The 21,413-nt window shown below is 69.0% G+C and carries 17 protein-coding genes; 7 read left to right on the top strand and 10 right to left on the bottom strand.

Annotated features, from left to right (window positions below; translation table 11 throughout):
* Positions 1-24 precede the first annotated feature (24 nt).
* A complete protein-coding gene (locus AMK34_RS01820) occupies positions 25-1,680 on the top strand; it encodes a DUF885 domain-containing protein (protein ID WP_073842463.1) in 1,656 nt (551 codons plus the stop codon).
* A gap of 21 nt (positions 1,681-1,701) precedes the next feature.
* Here the strand turns inward: AMK34_RS01820 and AMK34_RS01825 are convergent, their stop codons facing one another.
* The 3 genes from AMK34_RS01825 to AMK34_RS01835 all read right to left on the bottom strand — a co-directional run bounded on the left by AMK34_RS01825 (position 1,702) and on the right by AMK34_RS01835 (position 6,037).
* The gene (locus AMK34_RS01825) at positions 1,702-4,155 is read right to left on the bottom strand and encodes a LamG-like jellyroll fold domain-containing protein (RefSeq protein WP_073842465.1); all 2,454 of its coding nucleotides are present in this window, start codon (positions 4,153-4,155) and stop codon (positions 1,702-1,704) included.
* A 275-nt stretch (positions 4,156-4,430) separates the two neighbouring features.
* The gene (locus AMK34_RS01830) at positions 4,431-4,952 is read right to left on the bottom strand and encodes an HAD domain-containing protein (protein ID WP_073842466.1); all 522 of its coding nucleotides are present in this window, start codon (positions 4,950-4,952) and stop codon (positions 4,431-4,433) included.
* 11 nt (positions 4,953-4,963) lie between these two features.
* Entirely contained in the window at positions 4,964-6,037 is a 1,074-nt protein-coding gene (locus AMK34_RS01835) for a DUF6670 family protein (RefSeq protein WP_073842469.1), read from the bottom strand.
* A gap of 63 nt (positions 6,038-6,100) precedes the next feature.
* On the opposite strand from AMK34_RS01835, the gene AMK34_RS01840 reads away from it, so the two are divergent.
* Positions 6,101-7,684, top strand: a complete 1,584-nt coding sequence (locus AMK34_RS01840; RefSeq protein WP_073842471.1) for an FAD-binding oxidoreductase — start codon at positions 6,101-6,103, stop codon at positions 7,682-7,684.
* Here AMK34_RS01840 and AMK34_RS01845 read toward each other — a convergent pair.
* Positions 7,659-8,582, bottom strand: coding sequence for a LysR family transcriptional regulator (locus tag AMK34_RS01845; protein ID WP_073842473.1), 924 nt, complete (start codon positions 8,580-8,582; stop codon positions 7,659-7,661). The genes AMK34_RS01840 and AMK34_RS01845 overlap by 26 nt on opposite strands.
* A 121-nt stretch (positions 8,583-8,703) precedes the next feature.
* On the opposite strand from AMK34_RS01845, the gene AMK34_RS01850 reads away from it, so the two are divergent.
* On the top strand, positions 8,704-10,086 hold the full coding sequence (locus AMK34_RS01850; protein WP_073842475.1) for a M20 family metallopeptidase: 1,383 nt from the start codon (positions 8,704-8,706) through the stop codon (positions 10,084-10,086).
* Positions 10,083-11,360, top strand: coding sequence for an MFS transporter (locus AMK34_RS01855; protein WP_073842477.1), 1,278 nt, complete (start codon positions 10,083-10,085; stop codon positions 11,358-11,360). Before AMK34_RS01850 ends, AMK34_RS01855 begins: the two co-directional genes overlap by 4 nt.
* A 134-nt stretch (positions 11,361-11,494) precedes the next feature.
* Here the strand turns inward: AMK34_RS01855 and AMK34_RS01860 are convergent, their stop codons facing one another.
* The 4 genes from AMK34_RS01860 to AMK34_RS01875 all read right to left on the bottom strand — a co-directional run bounded on the left by AMK34_RS01860 (position 11,495) and on the right by AMK34_RS01875 (position 16,225).
* The gene (locus tag AMK34_RS01860; protein ID WP_073842479.1) at positions 11,495-12,739 is read right to left on the bottom strand and encodes an HNH endonuclease signature motif containing protein; all 1,245 of its coding nucleotides are present in this window, start codon (positions 12,737-12,739) and stop codon (positions 11,495-11,497) included.
* Between the two features lie 515 nt (positions 12,740-13,254).
* Positions 13,255-13,986, bottom strand: a complete 732-nt coding sequence (locus AMK34_RS01865; RefSeq protein WP_073844507.1) for a tyrosine-protein phosphatase — start codon at positions 13,984-13,986, stop codon at positions 13,255-13,257.
* A 14-nt stretch (positions 13,987-14,000) separates the two neighbouring features.
* Positions 14,001-15,584, bottom strand: coding sequence for an AMP-binding protein (locus AMK34_RS01870; protein ID WP_073842481.1), 1,584 nt, complete (start codon positions 15,582-15,584; stop codon positions 14,001-14,003).
* Between the two features lie 80 nt (positions 15,585-15,664).
* Positions 15,665-16,225 (bottom strand): TetR/AcrR family transcriptional regulator, encoded by a 561-nt coding sequence (locus tag AMK34_RS01875; RefSeq protein WP_073842483.1) that lies wholly within the window; start codon positions 16,223-16,225, stop codon positions 15,665-15,667.
* Between the two features lie 126 nt (positions 16,226-16,351).
* On the opposite strand from AMK34_RS01875, the gene AMK34_RS01880 reads away from it, so the two are divergent.
* The 3 genes from AMK34_RS01880 (at position 16,352) to AMK34_RS01890 (ending at position 18,831) form a co-directional block, all read left to right on the top strand.
* Positions 16,352-17,056 carry an alpha/beta fold hydrolase gene (locus AMK34_RS01880; RefSeq protein ID WP_073842485.1) on the top strand — a complete coding sequence of 235 codons (705 nt, stop codon included), beginning with the start codon at positions 16,352-16,354 and terminating at the stop codon, positions 17,054-17,056.
* A 77-nt stretch (positions 17,057-17,133) separates the two neighbouring features.
* The gene (locus AMK34_RS01885) at positions 17,134-17,778 is read left to right on the top strand and encodes a flavodoxin family protein (RefSeq protein ID WP_073842487.1); all 645 of its coding nucleotides are present in this window, start codon (positions 17,134-17,136) and stop codon (positions 17,776-17,778) included.
* Positions 17,779-18,831 (top strand): LacI family DNA-binding transcriptional regulator, encoded by a 1,053-nt coding sequence (locus AMK34_RS01890; protein ID WP_073842489.1) that lies wholly within the window; start codon positions 17,779-17,781, stop codon positions 18,829-18,831.
* Here the strand turns inward: AMK34_RS01890 and AMK34_RS01895 are convergent.
* The gene (locus AMK34_RS01895) at positions 18,798-20,036 is read right to left on the bottom strand and encodes a cytochrome P450 (protein WP_073842491.1); all 1,239 of its coding nucleotides are present in this window, start codon (positions 20,034-20,036) and stop codon (positions 18,798-18,800) included. The two genes, AMK34_RS01890 and AMK34_RS01895, sit on opposite strands and share 34 nt — an antisense overlap.
* A gap of 59 nt (positions 20,037-20,095) precedes the next feature.
* Positions 20,096-21,397, bottom strand: a complete 1,302-nt coding sequence (locus tag AMK34_RS01900) for a protein kinase domain-containing protein (RefSeq protein WP_073842493.1) — start codon at positions 21,395-21,397, stop codon at positions 20,096-20,098.
* Between the last annotated feature and the right edge of the window lie 16 nt (positions 21,398-21,413).

Here is a 21,413-nt window from a genome sequence, read left to right on the forward strand (position 1 = left end):
ACGCGATTCTGGTAGTCATCGGTCATGAGCGATGAGCCCACCGCGGCGGAATTGGCGGACGAACTCCTCGACGTCCTCGCGACCGAGCTTCCCTTGATGGCGACGTTCGACAACGTCCCCGGGCACGACCACGAATTGCGGGACGTTTCGAAGGCGGGGGACGATCGGCTGCGGGAGCGGGCCGTCCGGATCGCCGGGCTCGCCGCCCGGTCCACCGATCCGGATCGGATCACCCTCGGAGTCATCGCCCATCACACGGAATCGCTCCTGACCAGGCTGGATTCGCGGCTGACGGAATTCGTCCTCGCCGATCCGATGGCGGCCGAGGGGATCGGGGTGCTGGCGTGGCTTCCGCAGCTGGAGCCGTCGGGGGAGCAGGCGGAGGAGGACTATCTGGCCAGGCTGGCGGTGTTCCCGGAGTTCTTCGCGGCACTGGCCGAACGCCATCGTGCCGGGATCGCGGCCGGCCGGACCCCGGTGGAACGCGCGGTACGCAACGCCGTCGACTACCTCGACCGGGTCCTGGCCGCCGAACGCCACCCGTTGCTCGTCCCGCCGCTGACCGGCGACCGCGTCGCGCGACGGGAGCGGCTGTTCGCCGAGCGGGTGCGGCCGGCGCTCGTCGCCTACCGCGAGATGCTCGCCCGGGAGATCGCCGGACACGGCCGCCCCGACGACCGGCCGGGTCTCTGCTGGCTGGATGGCGGCAAGGAGAGCTACGCCGGCCTGGTCAAGACGCACACCACCACCGGGATCTCACCGGAGGAACTGCACGAGACCGGTCTCGAACTCGGCCGGGCGCTGGACGAGGAGTACCGGCGGCTCGGCGCGGCCGTCTTCGGCGAGGACGATCCCGTCGCGGTCCGGCGGCGGATGCGCACCGATCCGTCGCTGCGCTGGCGGGACGCGGACGAGATGATCACGACCGCGACGGAAGCGGTCGCGCGGGCCGCGGCCGCCGCGCCCGGCTGGTTCCGGCGGATTCCGTCGGCGGAATGCGTCGTGCGTGCCGTGCCGGAAGCCGACGGGCCCTCCGCCACGCAGGCGTACTACATGCCGCCGTCGGCGGACGGCAGCCGTCCCGGCGTCTACTCCACCAACACCTACCGGGTGACCGAACGGTTCCGGTTCATCGCCGAGTCGGTCGCCTTCCACGAAGCCGTTCCAGGGCACCATTTCCAGGCCGGTGTGTCCTACGAACTCGAGGAAGTGCCTCGGCTGCGCAGGCTCGTCCCGCTCTCGGCGTTCGACGAGGGCTGGGCGCTCTACACCGAACGGCTCGCCGACGAGATGGGGCTGTACTCCGACGACGTGATGCGGCTCGGCATGGTGGCCGAGGATTCCTTGCGCGCCGCGCGGCTCGTCGTCGACACCGGACTGCACGCGCTGGGCTGGAGCAGGCAGCGATGCGTGGATTACCTCGCCGAACACTGCGTGCTCAGCGATGTCGAGGTGCAATCGGAGACCGACCGCTATATCGAATGGCCCGGTCAGGCGCTGTCGTACATGACGGGCAGGCTGGAGATCCAGCGGATGCGCGCCTTCGCCGAGGAACAACTTGGCGAGACGTTCGACATCCGCGACTTCCACGACGTCGTCCTGAAGAACGGGCAAGTGCCGTTGCCCGTGCTCGGCGACATCGTGCGGGAATGGGTGACGGACACGCGGCGCCGGGAGTGACCCGGCGCCGCGTGTTCGGGCTCAGTCGCGCTTCGCGAGCGTCGCGACCTCGGCGTCGGACAGCGGCCGGTCGTAGAGCCGGACGTCGTCCACCGCGCCGCGCAGGAAGTCGACCTGCTGACCGCCGTACTGGCCGCGGCCGATCACCGTGTGCCCGGTGCTCGGGGCGGCCGAGCAGGCGTTCTGCGAGGCGACCTTCGTGCCGTCGACGTACAGCGACAACGTGCCCGCCTTGGCGTCGCGAACGCCAGTCAGGTGGTACCAGCGGCCGACTTCCGGCTTCTCCGGCGACAGGGCGCGGAGGCCGACGAAGCTCATCGCCCACCGCTGGTCCTGCCCGGAATACTGCAGGAAGAAGGCGCTGTCGCGGCCGGTGTCCTGGCTGACGACGGTCTGGAACGCGCCACTCGCCTCATCCAGCTTCGCCCACGCCGAAACCGAGTAGCTGCCCGCCGTATTGACGAGGTTCGCCCCGGTGTCGGCCTGCCCGTTGCCGGCGAAGGCCAGCGCGCCGCCTTCGACGCCGCCCGCCCACTGCGCGTTGGTCAGCGTGGCGTGCGCGGTGCCGACGGAGTCCTTGGCGCTGGAACCGGTGCCCTCGTCGAACTTGTAGGCGTGCACGCCGTCGATCCCCGGAGTGCCGGGGCCGGGGTCGGGAGCGCCTGAGCCGCTGCCGTCGGCGTTGCGGATGATCGCCTGGTTGACCGCGCGCACCTGCGCGAAGTCCATCTTCTTCACCTGCCTGTCGTAGGTGAAGAAGCCGTTGACCTCGTGCTCGACGTCGGTGATCTGCGTGTAGATCGAGCCGCTGATGCCGCAGCTCTGCGCGGACGCGAGCACGTCGCGCTGGTTCTGGACGTAGCGGCTGTTCAGGGTCGCCTGGTCCTTCACCATTTCGTAGGCGTGGCCTTCGCCGAACCACATGTGGTCCTGGACTTCGAGGCCGTAGCCGCCGTGCTCGCCGTCGATCGAGATCCGCTTGGCGTCGGGCATCGGCTTCGCGGGGCCAGGGTAGGAATGCCAGTCGAGGACGTCGCCCTTGCCCGAGTCGCCGAGCGAATCGCAGCAGTTGACCCCGCTGTGCGCGTTGACCAGCCGCGTCGGGTCCTGGGCCTTGACGCTCTCGGCGACCTGCCCGGTCTCCTCGCGCGACCACTCCGCCCAGCCCTCGTTGAACGGCACGTAGCCGACGATCGAGGTCCAGTTCTTCTTCTGGTCGACCAGTTCCTTCAGTTCTGCCTTGAACTGCCGTTGAGCGTCGACGGGCGGGCGGCCGCCGGTGCGCATCGACGGCATGTCCTGCCAGACGAGCAGACCGAGCTTGTCGGCGTGGTGGTACCAGCGGTCGGGTTCGGTCTTGATGTGCTTGCGGACCGTGTTGAAGCCGAGGACCTTGTGCTGTTCGAGGTCGAAGCGCAGCGCCTGGTCGGTCGGCGCGGTGTAGATGCCGTCCGGCCAGTAACCCTGGTCCAAAGTGGACTGCAGGAAGAGGATCTTGCCGTTGAGGGTGAACCGGAGTTTGCCGTCGGCGCCCTTCGCGGTGCCGAATTCCCGCATGCCGAAGTAGGACGACACCTTGTCCACGGTGCGGCGGCCGTCCTTCAGTTCGACGTCGAGGTCGTAGAGGAACGGCGAATCCGGCGACCAGAGTTTCGCCTGGGGCACCGGCAGCGAGATCGTGCCGGCCGCGGACGCCTTGCTGCGGCTGACCACCTTCCGGCCGTCGCGGACCACGGCCTCGACCGTCAGCCCGGAGTTCCCGCCGGTGTCGACGGTGAGCTTGAGCGTGGAGGATTTGAGATCGGGGACCATGCCGAGCGTGCCGACGTGCTTGGCCGCGACCGGTTCCATCCACACCGTCTGCCAGATGCCCGACGCGCCTTCGTAGAAGATCCCGCGGTCGGGGACCCGGCGTTGTTTGCCGACGGGCTGCCAGGTGGCGTCGGTACGATCCTCGACGCCGACGATGATCTCCTGCTCTCCCTTGGGTTTCAGCGCCGAGGTGACGTCCGCGGAGAACGCGCCGTAACCGCCCTGGTGCGCGGCGACCTCCTTGCCGTTGACGTAGACCTTCGCCTTGTAATCGACCGCGCCGAAGTTGATCCGGAGAGTGTTGTCCTTGCCGACGTTCCAGTTCCGGGGCACGGTGAACGTGCGCCGGTACCACATGAAGTCCTCGTGCCGCTGGATCCCGGACAGTGCCGATTCGGTGGGGTAGGGGACCAGGATCTTCTCGGCGAGCTTCTCGCCGAAGGGCGGGACCTCGCCGGGTGCGGCGCCGGCGAACTCCCAGACCCCGTTCAGGTTCTGCCAGTTCTCGCGCACCAGTTGCGGCCGCGGGTACTCGGGCAACGCGTTGGTGGGCGAAACCTGGTTCGTCCACGGGGTGGTCAGGCGTGGCTTGCCCATCTTCCAGCCGCTCTCCGCGGCCGTCGCGGCCCCCGGCGTCGACGCCAGGGCGGTGAGGGCGACCACCGCGGCGGTCAGGGATTTCCGGAAGCGTCTCCGGGGGCGTTGTGGTGACAACGTTGGCAACATCTGCTCGACACCCTTCTCCGGGGGCGGCCGCCTCGGCGGAGGTACGCCTCCCGCTGGACCTGTGCAGGCGTGAAACCACGACCCCGTGGCCGGTGGGAACCGGTGTGAGCCGGGCCACGGCTGGCCGTCAGGATGTTTTTACATCGTTGATACAACGTTGTAAAGCGTCGAAGGCGTCGAATCGGTCGTGGGCGGAGGAGCTGTCCGGTGTGTCAGGAGCGACGGGATTCCCGCAGCCACGCGTCGAGTTCGCGGTAGTCGTCGCCGGTCAGGCCGCGCTGAGGATCCACGCGGTGAAGCAGTGCCCGACCGGCGTGCAGGCCGGACACCCGGTCGCGATCGACGTCGGAAATCTCGTCGTCGATCCAGGCGAACGGGCGGCCCCGGGCATGGTCCAGGAGCGGGCGGGTCTTCCAGTGCAGGCCGATACGGGCGTCGAACTCGTCGCTGTCGGAGGGTTCCGGCCAGTCCACGACCGGCAGGCGGGGCAGGCCGAGCCGGGGAGAGAGCGAGTCGTTGGCGTCCTGCAGCCAGGTCGTGGCCCAGACGAGTTCGCCGGGAAGGGCTCGCAGCTTCGACCCGTGCGAAGGGTCGAGCCGGCCGAGGAGCGGGTTCTCGTCATGCCTCGGCGACGGTGCGAACGACCGGTAGTGGGACGGCTCGAGACCGAACGGGATGAGCGGGCCATCGACGTCGAGGTAGATCAGGGGGAGTGTCTTGGGAGCGGCCGTCACGAGGACGCACGTTAGCGGTCTTCGCAGTCCACCCACTCGAAATACCCGGTCCCCGAAACCGCCCGCCTCCTGAACGCGCCCTCGAACGAGTACGCGCCCACGTAACCGCGCCCATGCCCGTAGCGCAGCGGCGTGTCCACGGTCCCGTCGAGCACGGCGACCTCCTCGTCGCCGTCCCGCACGGTCCAGCGGAATGCTCGCGGAACACGCATCGCGCGTCCCTGCGGGTCGATCTCGGGCTCCTCGCGGGGAGTCACTTCGACCGAGACGTCCTGGAACACCGTCGCCGAACCGCCCAGAGTGCGCAGGTGCGCCAGCCGGCAGGCGGTCGCGCCCGCCGCGCGGACGTCGGTGAGCAGCAGCTGGGTGCGCTCGTCGAGGTTGATCACGTGGTAGGTGAAGAAATCGACCGGCAGCTTCCAGCGTGGCGACACCGGGTTGCGGAAGAGTGCTTGCGGCGTAACGCATCGCGCGTATTCGACGGTGCAGAGACCATCGACTTCGACACGCCCGGCTCCGTCGGTGACGGTCCCGCGATAGGTCGCCAGCAGGCTGAGATGGTCGTAGATCGGCGTCCGCACGAAGTACGAGACCTGCGGCGTCGTGGTGATCGCGAGATCCGCGCCGAAGCCGCCGTAATCCGCGCGCAGGCGGTACTCCGGATGGTCCGCCTCGATGACCAGATCCTCGCCCCAGGCAAGACGTGACCCGTCGGCGGCGAACCGGCAATCCGTCCGGGTGTCGTAGGCGCGGTAATGATGGTGTCCCGGCGCGGCGGTCGAGGACAGGACCGTGGCGGTGCGGCGGGCGTCCGGCCGGGCGAGGTAGTCGTTGTCGAAGCACACCGTGCCGGTGGCGCCGATGAAGGTCATGGTGTTGAGGTAGCGCAACGGCGCTGGCAGCCGCGGCACGAAGACGCCGTAGTGCGTCCACGCCCAGGTCCGTGAATCCACGTGCGGCCGCAGGAGTCCGGGGCGGCTGAACGGGCGCCGTGATCCCTCGATGCGGTGATCCAGCCGGGGCAGGATCCGGTCGACCAGAACGGGGGCGGCTTTCCGCAGCAGCCCGGCGGTGCGGTGCTCCATGCGTTGACACGGTAACTGACCGATGAGTAACTTACTAGAGAGTCAGATCGAACGGAGGCGACGATGCCGGCCGAGGAGCGTTCGTGGTGGGGCTGGGGCACCACCGACGGCGAACTGTCCAAGGAAGAGTCCGACGCGCTGGTCGCCCGCACCTCGGGTGTGCTGCCCGGCCACGACTTCACCGACCACGCGCCGCCGGACCCCGCGGATCTCGACCTCCCGGCGCCGAGGATCCGGCCGCCCGCGACGCTCGCCGCGTTGTGCAATGACGGAGCGGTCGACCGGTTGTCCCACGCACGCGGCAAGGCGTTCCGCGACGTCGTCCGCAATCTGCTCGGGCGGCTCGACCACGTCCCGGATCTGGTCGCCCGCCCGCGTACGGAACAGGACGTCGTCGACCTCCTGGACTGGTGCACGGCCTCCGGGATCCCGCTGATTCCTTACGGTGGCGGCAGTTCCGTGGTCGGCGGGGTCGAACCGCGGTTCGACGGCCCCGCGGTCTCGATGGATCTGGCCGGTCTCGGCGAGGTGCTCGAAGTGGACACGGTCAGCCGCGCGGCGCGGATCCAGGCCGGGATCTTCGGACCGGCGCTGGAAGACCGGCTTCGCCCGTTGGGGCTGACCCTGCGGCATTTCCCGCAGTCGTTCGCCCATTCCACGCTCGGCGGCTGGCTCGCCACCCGCGCGGGCGGGCATTTCGCCACCCTCGCCACGCATATCGACGATCTCACCGAATCGCTGCGCGTCGTCACACCCGCCGGGATCAGCGAATCGCGGCGCCTGCCCGGATCGGGCGCCGGCCCCTCGCCGGACCGGATGTTCCTCGGCTCCGAGGGGACGCTCGGCGTGATCACCGAAGCCTGGATGCGCCTGCAGGACCGTCCGGTCTGGCAGGTGACCGCGTCCGTCACCTTCGAACGGCAAGAAGACGCCGTCGCCGCCACCCGCGCGATCGCGCAGTCCGGGTTGTACCCGTCGAACTGCCGTCTGCTCGACCCGGCGGAGGCGTTCATCAACGCGGGCGCGAGTGTGGGCGGCGGCCTCCTGCTGGTCGCGTTCGAATCCGCCGATCACCCGGTCGACACCTGGCTCGACCGTGCGCTCGAACTGACCGCGGGTCACGGCGGTGTCGTGAAAGCCCGGCGCAGCAAGGATTCCGCCGGGCAGGACAGCGCATCGGCCTGGCGGTCCTCTTTCTTGCGGATGCCCTATCAACGCGACGCGCTGGCCCGCCGCTCGCTGATCGTGGAGACCTTCGAAACCGCGTGCACGTGGGACGGCTTCCCGGAGTTCCACGACGTGATCACCTCGGCGGCCCGCGCCGCGATCGACGAGGTGTGCGGCGGCGCGGGTGTCGTCACGTGCCGATTCAGCCACGTGTACCCCGACGGCCCAGCGCCTTACTACGGGATCTACGCCGCCGGGCGCTGGGGGAGCACGGTCGCCCAGTGGGACGAGATCAAGACCGCCGTCTCCGAGGCGATCGCGAGCCACGGCGGCACGATCACCCATCACCACGCCGTCGGCCGCGATCACCGGCCCTGGTACGACCGGCAGCGTCCCGACCCCTTCGCCGCCGCGATCACCGCCGCCAAGACGGCGCTCGACCCGGCGGGAATCCTCAATCCGGGAGTGCTGATCGGCTGACCGGAGGGCGGACGAACGACGTCAGCAGCGTGGTGAACCGCATGGCGGCCAAGGACAACGTCCGCCCCGCCATGGTTTGCACCTGGGCTTCGCGTTTGCGGAACACGGCGTTGTCGAGCAGCACGTAGGCGACCCCTTCGGTGGCCGCGTCCTGCTCGATGTCACCCAGCCCGCCGACCAGGGCGATCCCGCCGCCGCAGCGGACGAACTCGTACTTCGGGCTCAGTTCGTTGCACTCCAGCACCGGATGCGCCGTGAGATCCTCGATCCGCGCGGCGATGTCGAACAGGTCGCGCAGGCTCTGCCCCGGCGCCGGCAGCGCGAGCGGATGCTCGCACAGTTCGGCGAGCCCGACGGCGTCACGGCTGGTCAGCGGATGATCGAGCGGGACGATCGCGTAGACCGGGACCACGACGGCACTCTCGACGCGCACGCCGTGCTGAGGCCCGGTCGCGAACGTGACGGCGACGTCGGCCGCGCCTTCGAGGACGCGGCGCGTCGCCTCGTCCCTGGTCACCACGTCGATGTGGAACGAGACGGCGTGATCGCGCCGGAACGCGGCGATGGCCTGCGGGACCACGCGGCGTGCGAACCCCTCGGAACAGGCGACCGTCAGGGACCGGGCGTGCAGCCCGCGGCCGGTGCGGAGCTCGTCGACGAGAACGGCGGATTCGGCCTCGCTGCGCCGGACGTGGTCCAGCAGCCGGGTCCCGGCCTCGGTCGGCACCATGCCCCGCGGATGCCGGACGAAAAGCGGAACCCCGATGCCCGCTTCGAGTTTGGCGATCTGACGGCTGATGGCCGAGGGGGCCACCGTCAGTTCCGTCGCCGCCTCGGATACCGAACCGGTGCGGGCGACTTCGAGGAAGTACGTCAGCGCGATCGGCAGTAGTCGCATCAGGGGCTCCACAGGTTTGCCGCAATGAGAACGCGGAGCACGGTAAACGGCAATGGTCAGGGTACGCAAACCGACTTACGCTCCTCTGCGACACTCGACGAGCGAATCGGGAGACAACGCGGTGATCCCAGCGGAACTGGTCACGAAGGCCCACGAGCACGTCGACTCCGGCGCGTTCTTCGACGAGCTCGCCGAGCTCGTCCGATATCCGACGGTGAGCGACCATCCGAGCGGCCGCGTTGCCATCAAGGCATACCTGGACGAGGTGCTGACCCCGGCGCTGACCGCGCTCGGCTGCTCCGTGGAGACTTACCCGAACCCCGACCCGGACGGCGGCCCGTTCCTGATCGGCACCCGTATCGAGCGCCCGGAGCTGCCGACCCTCTTGTGCTACGGCCACGCCGACGTCGTCGACGGGCACGAAGGCCGGTGGAGCGAGGGCCGGGACCCGTGGACGCTGACCGCCGACGGCGAGCGCTGGTACGGCCGCGGCTCGGCGGACAACAAGGGACAGCACCTGGTCAACCTGACGGCGCTCAGGCTCCTCCTTGCCGAAACGGGCTCGCTCGGTTTCAACCTCAAGTTCCTGTTCGAGACCGGGGAGGAGATCGGCTCGCCCGGGCTCGACGAGTTCGTCGAGGCGAACCGGGAGGCGCTGAGCGCCGACGTCCTCATCGCGTCCGACGGTCCGCGCCTGGACGCGGCGACGCCGACGCTGTTCCTCGGTGCGCGGGGCAGCGTCCGGATCGCGCTCGACGTCGATCTCCGGCCTGACGCCTACCATTCGGGGAACTGGGGTGGTGTCCTGCGTAATCCGGCCACCACCCTCGCCGGGGCGATCGCCTCTCTCGTCGACGGGCACGGCCGCGTCCAAGTGCCGGAACTCCTGCCGCCCGAGCTCCCGGACAGCGTCCGTGCGGCGCTCGCCGGCCTCGAGATCGGGAACAAGCCGGGCGATCCGGCGCTGGACGACGGCTGGGGCGACACCGGCCTGACCGCGGCCGAGCGGCTGTACGGCTGGAACACGCTCGAAGTCCTTTCGCTCGGTGCGGCCGACATCGACCGCCCGGTCAACGCGATCCCTGGCCGCGCCCGGGCGATGCTGCAACTGCGCTACGTCGCGGGGACCGACGTCGACGGCGTGGGCGAGGCGATCACGAAACATCTTGCCGCGAACGGGTTTTCGATGGTCGACGTGACCGCGGAGGGCAGCTTCGTCGCCAGCCGCACGCCTGTCGACGACCCGTGGGTCGGCTGGGCGAAGAGCGTGCTCGACGAGGTTTCCGAGCAGCGGACGGCGATCCTGCCGAGCTTCGGCGGGGGATTGCCGAACCATGTGTTCACCGACCTGCTCGGCCTCCCGACGTTGTGGCTGCCGCACTCCTATCCCGGGTGCCTGCAGCACGCGCCCGACGAACACCTGCTCGCGCCGATCGCCCGGGAAGGGCTCGTCCTCGCCACGGCGCTGTTCCACGTGCTCGGACGGCGCGGGGAGGAGGCATGACGACCGACCAGACGGTGGCCAAGCCCCGTACGCCGTCGTCGACGCGGCGTGCGATCGCCGCGGCGACCATCGGCAACGCGCTCGAATGGTTCGACCTCGGCGTGTACGCGCTGATGGCGGCCTACATCGGCAAGACCTTCTTCCCCGGCGGGAACGCCGCCGTGCAGCTCGTCCAGGCGTACGCCGTCTTCGGCATCACGTTCCTCGTGCGCCCGCTCGGCGGCCTGGTGCTCGGCGCCTACGCCGACCGGTTCGGCCGCAAGAAGGCACTGGTACTGACCATCTGGCTGATGGTCATCGGGACGTTCCTGCTCGCGGTGATGCCGGGGTACGCGACGATCGGTTTCCTCGCGCCGGTCGGCGTGATCGTCGCGCGGCTGATCCAGGGATTCGCCGCGGGCGGGGAATTCGGGGCGGCCACGTCGTTCCTGATCGAACAGGACGATCGCCGCAAGGGTTTCCTCGGTAGCTTCCAGTTCGCCAGCCAGGGTTTCGCGACGCTGATGTCCGCCGGGTTCGCCGCCGGGCTGACCGCTTCGCTCAGCGCCGACGCGATGACGTCGTGGGGCTGGCGGATCCCGTTCGTCTTCGGGCTGCTCGTCGGCCCGGTCGGCTACTACATCCGGCGTCACGTCGACGAACCCGAAGCCGCTCAAGGGAAACAGCCGACGTCGACGCCGGTCCGGACGCTGTTCCGGTTCCAGTGGGGCGGTCTGCTGATCGCCGGGGGAGCGCTGGTCGTCTCGACCTCGCTGAACTTCATCCTGCAGTCGCTGCCGACGTTCGCGATCAAGAACCTCGGCCTGGACGACTCGCTGTCGTTCGTCGCTCTGATGATCACCGCGGCCATCCTGACCGTCGTGACGCCGATCGTCGGACTGCTCACCGACCGGCACGGCCGCATCCGGATCATGATCGGGGCGGCGGCGGTGATCGGGGCCGGCGTCGTGCCGCTGTACCTGTGGGTCACCACCTCGCCGTCGTTCCTGACCCTCACGGTGACGATGACGATCCTGGGACTGTTGAAGGCGACCTACTTCGGCGCACTTCCTTCGGTGATGGCCGACGTCTTCCCGGCCCACACCAGGGCGACAGGGCTTTCGTTCGCCTACAACGCCACCGTCGGGATCTTCGGCGGATTCACGCCGACCATCGCGACCGCGATGATCGCGGCCACCGGATCGCCGGTTTCGCCCGGTTATTACCTTTTGGCGACCGCGTCGCTCAGTATTGTCGCGCTGGTCGCGGCGAATCGACGGCGCGGGATCCGGTGAATTCCGGCGCGTGCTGGGGTCCTGTCGGGGTGGGCGCCTTTCCTCTCGGCGTGACAGAACGAGGCTATGGCTTCGCGCGGTGTCCGGGCATGCCGAGGGGCCCGTCGCCTGGTGGTCGGCGGGCTTCCTCGGGTTCAGCGGTGGTTGTGGCGGGGTGTTTGGAGCGGGTCGAGGTATTGCGGTGGGATGAATTCGGGTCGTCCGTTGGTGATGTGGACTGTCCAGCCGGATTGGCCGTGGATGACCATGTGGTGGTAGCGGCAGAGCAGGCAGAGGTTGTTGAGGTCGGTGTCGCCGAGCTGTCCCCACGGGAGGATGTGGTGGGCTTCGCAGTGTTTGGGTCTTCGTCGGCAGCCGGGGAATGCGCATCCGTGGTCGCGCAGGTTCAAGGCGCGTCGTTGGGCGGGGGTGACGCTGCGGGCGGCGCGGCCGATGTCGAGGGGTTCGCTTTCGGTGCCGAGGAGGGCGGGGATGATTTTGGCGTCGCAGGCCAGCATGCGGGCGTGCCGGGCGGTGATCTGCGCGACCCCGTCCACGCAGGCCGCCCCCAGCCCCGAGGTCAGTGTGTCCAGCGGGATGGTGACCACGACGGTGGTGCGGTCTCCGGAGAGGGTGGGGGCTTTGTCGTTGGTCATCGCGTAATGGATCGCGTCGAACAGTGCGTCCCCGTTGCGCTCGCCCGGGGTGCGCGGATCACGGTTGCCGTCTTCGTCGACGGGTCTTCGCTGTCCCCAGGTTTCGAACAGGGCGTTGGCGCGGGCCCCGAACTCGGGGTCGAGGAGGCCGTTGAGCCGCCACCACCCGTCGTCACGCTTGTGCAGATGCACCTCGCGCGACGGGGGTTTCAGGTCTTCGTCTTTGGGTTCGTTGCCGTCGGGGTCGAGATGGGCCAAGAGGTCGGCGCCGACGTTGGTGATCTCCTGCGGCCCGGCGTGGCGGGCCAGGGTGACCAGGATCTGCTCGGCGCCGGTCCGGTCATCGGCCGAGGCGTCGGCCGGGATCTTCTTCAGCACCGCGAGGATCGGATCCAGCTGCTGATGCCCCAGGTCGCCCTCCGCCGCCGCGGCTCCGGCGATCGGCGCGAAAGCAGGGGCGGGGGTGCCGTCGAGGTTCCGGCTCTCGTTCACCGCCAACGCCCGGGCCACGGTGTCACGGGCCTCGTTCGGGCTGACCCGCGCGGTCTCAGCGAACCAACCCGCGGTCGAGCCGTGGCCGAACAGTTCCATCGGGCCGCGGGATTCGATCTCGACCAGGAACTGCCCGACCTCCGCCAACGCCTGCCGTGCCACCGACAACCGCTCCACCACACCGTGCGCGAGCTCCCGCGCACCGGCACGCCACAACTCCTGCGGCGGTTCGAGGATTCGTTGTCCGGACACCCCACAAGAATATCGCACATCGAACAAGTGTGCGAATGTGAAATAGATTCTCTAAAATCGTTCTAATTTGTGGATTATAGTTGGCATCTGCGGGAGATAATCTTTGCAGCCGCCGCGGAATCTTGACCGTCTGCTCGTCCGAGAAGGCTGTCGTGATCGACCAATCCAGGCCAGATCCGAACACCTCGCTGGCGTCCAATGCCGCCCGAAGCCGACGCCCGTCTTCCAATAGATCCGCCACACTCCTGAAGCCCATCGCCACTGCGAGCTCTTCAGTGCAGCTCGCGGGCCGCCCCACTCGGCCATTCCCCGACGCAGCACTTCGCGCTCGTCGTCGGGCAACTCGACTTACACCAACTCTTCACTGGCCACCGACGAATCATGGCCCGTGCGGTCAAGAACCGACCGTCGAGGGCCTGTGACGGGGCTGCGCCCCGCCGACAGGTAGCGACATGCACCGCAAGATGTGGCCCCAGCGGCCATAGACGATGTCCACCTGGCGCCTGTTGTCACAATTAGTCGTAGCGTGATTCCAGAAGTCTCTTGCGAATGCCGTCGAGGTCGGTATTGCTGACACCGCCGGCGAGGAGATATCGCTCGACGTCGAGGCCCTCGAGGGTGCTCAGGACGGCGGCTTGAGTCGTCGTGCCGCGGTCGGCGAGGGCGGACTGGATGATCGGTCCTTGGTCCTCGGCGCCCATCAGGGTGAACAAGGGTTTCAGGGCCTCGGTGGACAGGTCGTAATCCGCTGCGATGGCCTCCGGGCGGACGTCGGCCAGCGCCAGCAGCAGGAGGGTGATCAGGCCGGTGCGGTCTCGGCCCGCGCCACAGTGGAACAGGACACCGCCGGGTCCGCACTGGGCGAGCGCGGTGATGACGGCCGCGCATCGGCTGGCTTTCCGTTCGAGGAAGGGACGGTAGTAGAGCGGGCTTCCGTTGAGTCGTTCCTTGTCGATGTGGTGCCAGAACTCGGTGTCCTCGATGTCGTCGAGGGGTACTTCGATGCGGTCGAAGCCGTTCGGGGACTTTGTCGTCGCCGGCCGGATCTCGTCGGCGTTGCGCAGATCGACAATGGTCCGGAGACCGGATTGTCGTGCCTGGGACCAACCTTCGTCGGTGACGAAACGAAGATCGGCCGCCCTGAAGAAGGCGCCGTAGCGAGTCGCACGGCCCGACCTGGTCGGCAAGCCGCCAAGATCTCTGGTGTTGTAGAAGCCTTCCCAGGTCACTGCTCTGCTCGTGTTCATGGCGTGAGCGTGGATCACAATTCCCGCAACAGATACCGCTGAAGCTTCCCGCTCGCATTACGCGGCAACTCCTCGATGAACCGCACGCGCCGCGGGTACTTGTACGGCGCCGCGGTCGCCTTCGCATGGTCTTGCAGGGCCCGGACCAGATCGGCACCCGGCTCGATACCGGGCCGCGGGACGACGAACGCCGTGACGACCGAACCGCGATCCGGGTCCGGTGTGCCGATCACGGCGCATTCGTCCACGTCCGGATGGGTCAGCAGGACCTCTTCGACCTCCGGGGCGGCGATGTTGTAGCCCGACGAGATGATCATGTCGTCGCTGCGCGCGACGAACCTGAAGTAGCCGTCGGCGTCGCGCACGTAAGTGTCGCCGGTGAAGTTCCAGCCGTCACGGACGTAGTCCCGCTGGCGCGGGTCTTCGAGGTAGCGGCAGCCGGTGGGGCCGCGTACCGCCAGGAACCCGGGTGTGCCGTCCGGTACGGGCGAACCGTCGATGTCGAGAACGGCCGCCTGGTAGCCGGGTACGACCTTGCCGGTCGCGCCTGGGCGCGCGTCGTCGTCGGCGGCGGAGATGAACACGTGCAGCATTTCCGTGCTGCCGAGCCCGTCGATGAGCGGCCGCCCGACGATCTCCCGGTACTGCTCGGCCACGGGAGCGGGAAGGGATTCGCCCGCGGAGACGGCTCGCCGCACTCCGGCCAGCAGCCGGCCGTCGCCGGCGTTCAGGATCGCGCGGTACGCGGTCGGAGCGGTGAAGAGGACCGTGACCCTCTTCTCGGCGACGATGGCGGCGAGTTCCGCCGGAGTGGCGCGTTCGACGAGCAACGTCGCCGCCCCGGCGCGCAAGGGAAAGACCAGCAGGCCGCCGAGGCCGAAGGTGAACGCCAGCGGTGGTGTGCCACAGAAGAGATCGTCGGACGTCGGGCGCACGACATGCTGCGAGAACGTGTCGGCGATCGCGAGCAGATCGCGATGGAAATGCATCGTCGCCTTCGGGGAGCCCGTCGTGCCGGACGTGAACGCCAGCAGGGCGACGTCGTCGGCCGCGGTCGGGACGTCGGCGAACGTCGCCGGATGCGGTTCCGCACGGGCGGCGAGTTCCGTCCCGTACGCCACGACGGGCAGATCGGGCGGGAGTTCGTCCAAGAGGCGCTCGTCGCAGACGGCGAGCGCGGGCTTCGCGCGGGCGACGATCTTGTCGAGTTCGGTCCGCCGCAGCATCGGCATGGTCGTGACGGCCACCGCGCCCGCCTTGAGCACGGCGAGCCACACCGTCGCGAGCCACGGCGTGTTGGTACCCCGCAGCAGTACGCGATCGCCGGGGACCACACCGAATTCGGTGACCAGGACGTGGGCGACACGGTTGGCGCGGGCCAGGACTTCGCCGTATGTCCACGTTTCCGTGGGGGAGAGCAGACAGGGCCGGCCCGGGCCGAACCGTGCGACGGTGTCGTCGAGCAGTGCGGTCGCGGCGTTCAGCCGGTCGGGATAACGGAGTTCCGGCAGGGCGAAGACGAACTCCGGCCACTGATCGGCGGGAGGCAGCCGGTCGCGGCAGAACGGGTCGACATGCGCGCTGGGAGAAAGCCTCATCGTCGCCGCTCCTCGGTCCGGCCGTGCCCCCTCCCGCGAAGGTAGCACTTGTTACGACCGTCGAGAAGACGCGATGAAGCTCAGTCCACGACGTCGGCCACGGCCCGCGCCAGGGTGGCCCGCACGGTCTCGGGGTCGTCGAGGTTCCCGCCGTGCAGCGCGCCGTCGCGGAGGAGGACGAGGGTGCGGGCGGCGTGGTCGGGGTCGGCATGACCCTCCTCGCGCGCCAGGCCGCGGAGCACGCCGAAGAACCAGTTCCGGTGGTCGTCGATGACCTGCCGCACCTGATGTGCGGGATCGGGGTATTCGGCGGCGGCGTTGAGGAACTGGCAACCGCGGAAGTCGTCGTCGAGCGTCCGGTCGCCGATGATGCCCAGTGCGGCGAGCAGTGCTTCGCGGGCGGGCTTCCCTTGCGTCGCCGCGCCGACACCCGCGCGGATCCGTTCGCTGGTGGTGCTCAGGTAGGCGGCGACGAGGTCGTCCTTGGTGGGGTAGTGGCGGTAGAACGTCGCCCTGGTCACGGCCGCTTCGGAGACCAGGCGCTCCACGCCGACGGCATGGATGCCCTCGGCGTAGAAGAGCCGCGACGCTGTCTCGAGCAGCCGGATCTTCGGGTGTACGTCCCGGTCGACAGTCGGCATCTTTCAACTCTAGAGAAAGAACGGTCATTCCACCAGGTCGCCTTCGTCACGTTGCGGAAGGCATCCGGGGGCAGCATGGTTGAGGCAGAAAGACCGATCATTCTCCCTGGCTCTGAAGGAGCAGCAATGAGCAACCAGAAGCCCACCATCGTCCTGGTCCACGGTGCTTTCGCCGACTCGTCCAGCTGGAACGGCGTCGTCCCGAAGCTGCGTGAGCAGGGCTATCGAGTGCTGGCGGCGTCGAACCCGCTGCGCGGGATCGAGTCCGACGGGGACTACGTCGCCGACGTCGTCAACGGTGTGGACGGCCCCGTGGTGCTGGCCGGGCACTCCTACGGCGGCGTCGTGATCAGCCGCGCGGCCACCACCGCGCCGAACGTCAAGGCGCTCGTCTACATCGCCGCCTTCCAGCCGGAGGCGGGGGAGAGCGTGTTCGAGCTGTCCGGCCGGTTCGAGGGCGGCAAGCTCGGCCCGGACACCACGAACGTCCTGGCTTCCCAGGGTGAGTTGTCGATCAAGCCCGAGAACTTCTCGGACGTGTTCGCGGCCGACGTCCCCACGGAGATCGCCGACGTCATGGCGGTCACCCAGCGCCCGGTCACCGAGCGCGCGCTCGGCACCCCGTTCGACGGCGAGCCGGCGTGGAAGAACCTGCCGTCGTGGGCGCTGATCGCCGAGCAGGACCACGCGATCCCCGCCGCCGCGCAGGCGTTCATGTCCGACCGTGCCGGTTCGGAGGTCACCAGGGTCGACGCTTCGCACGCCGTCTCGGTCTCGCGGCCGGACGTCGTCGCGGAGGTCATCCTCGCGGCGGCCGCCAAGGTCGCCTGACCTCGGTCGCTTGACAGGTGAAACCCTCCCCGGAGAGACTGCAAAAGCGTTTTTGCAGTCTCTCCGGGGAGAACCACGTGAAGGTCTTGGTGCTCGATTCGAGCCCGCGTCGTGAAGGCAACTCCTGGGCTCTCGCGCAGGCTTTGGGCAAAGGAGCGGAGGAAGCCGGGCACACGGTCGACTTCGCCCGGCTCTCCGATTCCGTCGAGTCGCCGCTGGGGGACTGCCGCGACTGCCGGCTGAGCGACCGGTCCTGCGGCATCGGGGACGGTTACGAGCGCCTGCTGTTCGATCGTGTGCTCCCGGCGGACGCGATCGTGTACGCGACACCGCTGCATTGGTACGGCATGACCGGACGACTCAAATCCTTCTTCGACCGGCTTTTCTGTTACACCTCGGGCAGTTCGCCGCATACCGCCGACGTCGTGCCGGGGTTGATGGGCAAACGTGCCGCGGTACTGATCTCCTGCGAGGAGAGCTATCGCGGCGCGACACTCGGCCTCGAGGCCCAGTTCCAGGAACTCACCCGGTACCTGCGCCAGGACCTCGCCGGGATCGTGGTCGGCGTCGGCAACAGCCGGGGTGAGGTGGAGCGCGATCCCGCCCGGCCGTTGGCGGCGGCGGAGGACCTCGGTCGTAGGCTGGGCGACGCCCACGTCACCGACTATCGGCTGGACACCGACCGGCCGAACCGCGTCTGGGGACCGCCCGTGGAGGCCTGAGTGTCGCCGACCATCCGTGACGTCGCCGCCGCCGCGGGGGTCTCGATCACCACTGTGTCCCACGTGCTCAGCGGGCAGGGACGGATCTCCGAGCAGACCCGGCAGCGCGTCGCGCGGGCGGCGGCCGACCTCGGCTATCAGGCGAGTGTGCACGCGCAGCAGCTGGTCACCCGGCGCAGCCGCACCCTGGCGATCCAGCTCGCGAACTCGGTCGACGCGAGCAGTGCCTGCGCGCTCGTGCCCAATTCGGATTACTTCCTCGAAGTGCTCAACGGGGCGGCCGAAGCCGCGTCGAAACGGTCGTACGGCTTGCTTTTGGCTCCGACGGACGCCGACCTCGACCGGCTGAACGCCTTCGCCGTCGACGGCGCGATCCTGGTGGATCCCCGCGGGGACGAGCCCTTCTTCGCGTCCGGCTGGTGCCGTGACCGCCCACTGGTGACCGTCGGACGGCCGATGGCGGCGCCGTGCCCGGTGCCGGTCGTCGTCGACAACGACCTGGTCGCGGCCGCCCGGAAGATGCTGGATCACTTGGCGGACAACGGTTACGAGCGGCCGGCGATGATCACCACCGACACCCGCCGGTCGTACGCGGCGGATCTGGTGGCGGGCTACACCGGCTGGATGCGGGACCGGGGGCGGGAGCCGGTGGTGGCCGAGATCGACGAGCCGCCGACCACCGAAGGAACGGCGGAGGCGTTGGGCAGGCTGCTCGACCGGCGGATCGGTCCGGACGCCGTCTTCACGACGTCGGAGAACCTCGCCCTCGGGGTGCTGCACGAGGCCCGCCGCCGACGGCTCGCGATCCCCGGCGAGCTCGGGATCTGCAGCGCGGTCGACAGTGGTTCGCTCCGGCTCGTTTCGCCGCAGGTGACCGGGATGTTCGTGCATCCGCGTGAGGTGGGTGGCCGCGCGGCCACGGCGTTGATGGACCTCGTCGAGGGAACGGGGCCCGGCGGCGAGCCGCGCCGGATCGAAGTTCCGGTGCGGCTCAACGCGCGGGCATCGACCGACCGGGCTCACCAGGTGACGGGCAGCTCCCGCACGGTGTAGAAGACCGCGTTCTCGTCGAACTTCAGCTCTTCCAACGGGATGGCTGATTTCAGCGTCGGGATGCGGCGGAAGAGAGTGCCGTAGACGACCTGGAGTTCCACCCTGGCCAGTGGCGCGCCGAGGCACACATGCCTGCCGTGGCCGAAGGCGACGTGATGGCGGGCCTCGCGCCGCACGTCGACGGAATCCGGATCCGGGAAGGCGGCCGGGTCCCGGTTGGCCGTGCTCTTCACCGCGACGATGCCCTCGCCCGCGCGGACGAGCCTGCCGCCGATCTCCAGATCCTCCCGCGCGACGCGACGCGCTTCGGTGTGGGTGATGGAGAGGTAGCGCAGGAGTTCCTCCACCGCGCCGGCCACCCGCGCGGGATCGCCGTCCCGGACGAGGTCGAGCTGATCCGGGTTCGCCAGGAGTGCGGCCGTGCCCAAGGCGATCATGCTCGCGGTGGTGTCGTGTCCGGCCACCAGGAGGAGCTGGCCCAAGGTGGCGATCTCGCGCGGGGTCATCGCGCCGGTCCTGAACTGCTCGACGGCCAGCGTGCTGAGCAGGTCCTCGCCGGGCTCGGCGTTCTTGCGGACCACCAGCTGTTCCAGGTAGCCGTTCAGATCCTCACTGGCGGCCACGGCCTTCCCTGGATCGGGCTCATCCATGACGAGCGTGTGCGCCACGCCCTGGAAGAAACCGCGGTCGGCGTAGGGCACGCCGAGCAGCTCGCAGATCACCTGAGTGGGGACCGGCAACGCGAACGCCGCCACCAGATCCACCGGCTGGGGACCGTCGAGCATCCCGTCGATGAGGTCGTCGACGATCCGCTGGATCCGGGGCCGCAGGGCCGCCATCTTCTCGATCGTGAATTCCGGGCTCAGCAGCCGTCGTTGGACGGTGTGTTCCGGTGCGTCCATCTGCATCAACGTCTTCATCGTCGTGTCGCGTGCCTTGCTCACCGCGTTGGTGTGCGGGAAGGCGGGACAGGTGGCGTCGACACTGACCCGAGGATCGGCCAAGACCGTCCGCACGTCCTCGTATCGGGTGATCAGCCACGGTGTGCCGCCATCCCAGAGCTTGACGCGCGACACCGGGTCTTCTTCGGCCCGTCGCGTCAGTTCCGGTGCCGGGTCGAAGGGGCGGTCTTCCGCGCGCGCCATGGGAAATCGCCGGTATTCCACGGGTTCTCCTTGCTGTCGAGTACTTCGCGCTCGCAGCATGCCGGTGCGGGAGACCCCGGTAATCGGACAAATCAGACGTGAAGTGCGTCACATTTCGGTCAGGAACTCCGGCACACCGCGACCGGCGCGTCCCCGCCGTCGTCCTCGGTGGTCGCGATGAAGCCGAACGTGGTCGTCCCGCCGGCGGGAAGCACCGCGTTCCAGTCCACTTCGGACACTCGCACCCGGTCGCCGTCCTGCGCCAGGGAACCGTTCCACAGATTGGCGATGCGGGTTCCGGGTGGCAGCGTCCAGCTGACCTCCCAGCCGGTGAGCCGGGTGTCCTGGGAGTTGCGCACCGACACGCGGATCTCCGAGCCGCCGGGCCAGCGGTTGGCGATCTCGTAACGCGCTTCGCACACCGGTTTCGCGGCCGGCGGGGACGGCGCCGCCACCGGGGCGACGGCGTCGGGTGGGTCACCGTCGAACAGCAGGATCCCCGCCAGGACACCACCCGCCACCACGACACCGCCCGCGACGGCGAGCGGCAAACGCGACCGGCGGGCGGGCGCGGGAAGCCGTTTGGTGCCTGCCAGGATCGCCGGACGGCCGTCGGCGACGGCCGTGAGCATCCGTTCGGCCTCGGCCATGTCGGGCCGCTCCGCGGGATCGCGCCGGAGCATGCGCAGCAGGACGTCCGTGAGCGGGCCGGTGGTGCGCGGAGCGACGATCTCACCGCGGGCGACCCGTTTGAGGAGCGCGATCTGGTTGGCATCGGTGCCGAACGGCGGCGCGCCCTCCAGCACGGTGTAGAGCGTCGAGCCGAGTGAGAACACGTCCGACGGATAGCCGGGCTCTTCACCGTCGGCGACTTCGGGCGAGAGGTACGCGGGAGTGCCGACGACGAGCCCGCCGCCGGTCATGGTCCCTTCGCCGGTGGCGTGGGACAGGCCGAAATCGGCGATCTTCGCGTTCCCGTCGCCGGTGATCAGGATGTTGTTGGGCGTGACGTCGCGGTGCAGGATCCCGTCCTCGTGCGCGGCGGCCAGCGCCGAGGCGATCCGCGCGCCGAGTTCCGCCACCCGGCCGGCGGGGAGCGGACCGTCGTCCGCGAGGAGGTCCGTCAGTGGCCGCGACGGCAGGTATTCCATGACCAGGAACGGGGTTCCGTCCTGTTCCACGACGTCGTACACGGTGACGGCGTGCGGATGCTTGAGCCGTGCGGCGACCCTGGCCTCCCGCATCGCGCGCACGATCGACCGGAACGGCGCACCGTCCGGCGAGGAGTCCGGCAGCATCTGCTTGAGCGCCACCGTGCGGTCGAGCCGCTCGTCCCGCGCCCGCCACACCACGCCCATCGAGCCCCGGCCGACCTCGCGTTCCAGCCGGTAACGTCCGGCAATGACGGCATCCCGGTTCACGGACGCAACTGTATCC

The sequence above is a fragment of the Amycolatopsis sp. CB00013 genome, assembly GCF_001905755.1.
Taxonomy (GTDB): domain Bacteria; phylum Actinomycetota; class Actinomycetes; order Mycobacteriales; family Pseudonocardiaceae; genus Amycolatopsis; species Amycolatopsis japonica.

Excerpts from the sequence above, each read along its gene's own strand:
- AMK34_RS01820 (WP_073842463.1), top strand. The coding sequence starts at position 25 with ATGAGCGATGAGCCCACCGCGGCGGAATTGGCGGACGAACTCCTCGAC.
- AMK34_RS01835 (WP_073842469.1), bottom strand. The coding sequence starts at position 6,037 with ATGGAGCACCGCACCGCCGGGCTGCTGCGGAAAGCCGCCCCCGTTCTG.
- AMK34_RS01840 (WP_073842471.1), top strand. The coding sequence starts at position 6,101 with ATGCCGGCCGAGGAGCGTTCGTGGTGGGGCTGGGGCACCACCGACGGC.
- AMK34_RS01845 (WP_073842473.1), bottom strand. The coding sequence starts at position 8,582 with ATGCGACTACTGCCGATCGCGCTGACGTACTTCCTCGAAGTCGCCCGC.
- AMK34_RS01855 (WP_073842477.1), top strand. The coding sequence starts at position 10,083 with ATGACGACCGACCAGACGGTGGCCAAGCCCCGTACGCCGTCGTCGACG.
- AMK34_RS01865 (WP_073844507.1), bottom strand. The coding sequence starts at position 13,986 with ATGAACACGAGCAGAGCAGTGACCTGGGAAGGCTTCTACAACACCAGA.
- AMK34_RS01870 (WP_073842481.1), bottom strand. The coding sequence starts at position 15,584 with ATGAGGCTTTCTCCCAGCGCGCATGTCGACCCGTTCTGCCGCGACCGG.
- AMK34_RS01875 (WP_073842483.1), bottom strand. The coding sequence starts at position 16,225 with ATGCCGACTGTCGACCGGGACGTACACCCGAAGATCCGGCTGCTCGAG.
- AMK34_RS01880 (WP_073842485.1), top strand. The coding sequence starts at position 16,352 with ATGAGCAACCAGAAGCCCACCATCGTCCTGGTCCACGGTGCTTTCGCC.
- AMK34_RS01895 (WP_073842491.1), bottom strand. The coding sequence starts at position 20,036 with ATGCTGCGAGCGCGAAGTACTCGACAGCAAGGAGAACCCGTGGAATAC.